Annotated in this window: 4 protein-coding genes; 2 read left to right on the top strand and 2 right to left on the bottom strand. The window is 56.6% G+C overall.

Annotated elements, in window-relative coordinates; translation table 11 throughout:
• Positions 1-61: 61 nt before the first annotated feature.
• Positions 62-217: a hypothetical protein gene (locus ASD07_RS30970; RefSeq protein ID WP_156398078.1), complete on the bottom strand. Its 156-nt coding sequence runs from the start codon at positions 215-217 to the stop codon at positions 62-64.
• A 147-nt stretch (positions 218-364) separates the two neighbouring features.
• Here ASD07_RS30970 and ASD07_RS18310 point away from each other — a divergent pair, with 147 nt between their 5' ends.
• Positions 365-724, top strand: coding sequence for a helix-turn-helix domain-containing protein (locus tag ASD07_RS18310; protein ID WP_200953820.1), 360 nt, complete (start codon positions 365-367; stop codon positions 722-724).
• Between the two features lie 377 nt (positions 725-1,101).
• Positions 1,102-1,710 (top strand): histidine phosphatase family protein, encoded by a 609-nt coding sequence (locus ASD07_RS18305; RefSeq protein ID WP_055933673.1) that lies wholly within the window; start codon positions 1,102-1,104, stop codon positions 1,708-1,710.
• Positions 1,711-1,920: 210 nt separating this feature from the next.
• Here ASD07_RS18305 and ASD07_RS30965 read toward each other — a convergent pair whose 3' ends face one another.
• Positions 1,921-2,112, bottom strand: coding sequence for a hypothetical protein (locus ASD07_RS30965; RefSeq protein WP_156398077.1), 192 nt, complete (start codon positions 2,110-2,112; stop codon positions 1,921-1,923).
• Positions 2,113-2,408 lie beyond the last annotated feature (296 nt).

The following is a 2,408-nucleotide window of genomic DNA, read 5'->3' as shown; positions in this document are numbered from 1 at the left end:
AATGCAGGAATTACGGGGCAGCGCCATGCAGCTGTGGAATTGGAAATGGGCACAGCTTAAACTAAGCGGCAAAGTGTCTTGACTGATGGGTCCACTTTAAAACGCCGATGCGGTCCTTGCCGCTTTTCTTGAGATCGATGCCGGCCGACTCGACTAAGCGCTCGACGGACACCTCATTCTTTAGCTGCTCGATGTCATTTTCGGGGATACGGGCCATTTTTCGTCTTCAGCTCAAAAACCTGTCAAGGGGGTAAAAATATAAATAACTGCCTTGATCATTACTCTATTTCAGAGTATTGTCAACTCTGTTTCTAAAAACAGGAGGTATCTTATGAGGTCACATACGCACCTTTGGATGGATGCAATGGCCTCAAACGACAAGCCGTTCTTCGTGGAGCTGGGCAAGCGCATCGCTCAACTGCGGCGCGAACACGACATGACGCAGCAGCAACTAGCCGAAGTGCTCGGCATCGCACAGCAGACACTCGCCCATTACGAGGTGGCGCGCCTGCGCGTGCCGGCGTCGATGCTGCCGACCCTGGCTGAGACTTTTAAGGTGCAGGTGGATGTGCTGCTGGGCCGGACAGCCACCCCGCGCGGCGGCAAGCGCGGGCCACCTTCGCAACTGGAGCGCAGCATCGAGCGCATCAGCGAGCTGCCCAAGCAGAAACAGCGCTTTGTGATGGAAATGCTGGAAACGGTGCTGGCTCAGGCCAACGCCTAGCGCTCTTTCTTAGCAGCTAAAAAAAAAGCCGTACCCTGAACCCACGCGCAAGCAGCGGGTTGGGGACGGCTTTTTTTATTTAAAAGAAGAGCTACAGCTCTCACCACGTCACGAGGCGCAGTCCGTTGCAAACTTGATGGGTGCAGCGTCCGTAGGACGCAGGGATGCAAAGGGAATTTCCCTTTGGCGCGCAATATGAGGGCGTAACTCGTCAGAGTTATGTAATCATATTTGTCGTGCCTACTTGAGGCGTTTTTTTCACGGACGGTTGCATTTTGCGTGCATCCTGGTTGCATCAGGTTGCAAGCTGCTTGCATGTGGTTGAACAGAGCGGGACCGGTATTTTTTAACAACTACGATAGCTGGCCAGGCATTGCATGTTCACCGTCCGCTTTATCCGCCACGCCGAGAGTGCCGCCAATGCCGGCGCCGCCACGTCCGATCCCGCCTCGATCCCGCTCACGCCACGCGGCCATGACCAGGCGCGGGAGGTCGGCAACCGCTTTAGCGCTGCGCCCGATTTGATCGTATGTTCGCCCTTCCTACGCGTCCAGCAAACGGCCGCACCGACGTGCGCACGCTTTACGGCCGCGCCGGTGGAAACGTGGGCGGTGCAGGAATTCACGTATCTGGCCCCGGCGCGCTGCGCGCACACGACGGCCGAACAGCGCAGGCCGTGGGTGGCACAGTATTGGGATGCGGCCGACCCGCTGGCAGTCGATGGCCCTGGCGCCGAATCGTTCGCCGCCTTCATGTGGCGCGTGTCGGCCGCACTGGACCGGCTCGCAGAATTGCCACTGGCGTCGGTCGCGCTGTTCGGTCACGGCCAGTTCATGCAGGCCGTGCGCTGGTCCATCACCAGTCGCCCCTTGGTCATCGATACCGATGCCATGCGCGCTTTCCACACCTTCGACCTGGCCCACCCCATCGCCAATTGCGCGCACTTTACCGCCGTCCACGATGGCGGAATCTGGTCACTTTCCTGAGCCGGGAAGCGCGCGCGCCCGGCAGTGGGCGCCTGTATTACATTTTTCCGTAATAATCCGTTTGCGATCAACGCGCTACGCCCGATTGTAATACGGAAGGATCTTTTGTATTACACGGAAAGCCATATTCCATAAGGGTTACTTTGGCACCTGTAAGGTGCGTATGGTGTAGAGCAATTTGGACGGCGCAAACCACCACGATTTCAACATTTAACGCGCCCGCAGACCTTCGCGGAAGCCGTTAAAAAGCGTATCCATCCATGGTTTTTTCGCACCGGCTGCAAATCCGTGAAATTCGGCGCAACCATCTGCAACCATCGGCAACAATCTGCAATGCAGTGAAATTTTCCGCAATAAGTTGAAACCTTCGCTGGCGCCGAACCAAAGCGCAGCCGCATGCATCAGGTAGTCATGTTGCAGGGTATGGGGGCGCTTTAGCCCCCATGTAGACCACCACACTCGCCCGCTGTTGGCGCGTTTACGCGGTCGTGCTGCCGGTCTGCGCTGGCCGGGTTCGCGCCATGCCAAACCTCTCTTTATTGACCACCTGATTCTCCTTTAGTCGGCCCTGAACAATTAAACGGCGCCTGAATCTAAAGGTGAAATGCGCAAATAACGCTGCTGAGATTTGCAAGGTTTCGCTAAAATGGGCGCAATTCCTTGCAAATTTTCGAGGGTTAGATGGGACCAAAACCAGC

The organism is Duganella sp. Root336D2, from assembly GCF_001425005.1.
In the GTDB taxonomy this organism is placed as follows: domain Bacteria; phylum Pseudomonadota; class Gammaproteobacteria; order Burkholderiales; family Burkholderiaceae_D; genus Rugamonas.
The sequence above is the reverse complement of the archived record's forward strand: the minus strand, read 5'-3'. Positions and strand labels throughout refer to the sequence as shown.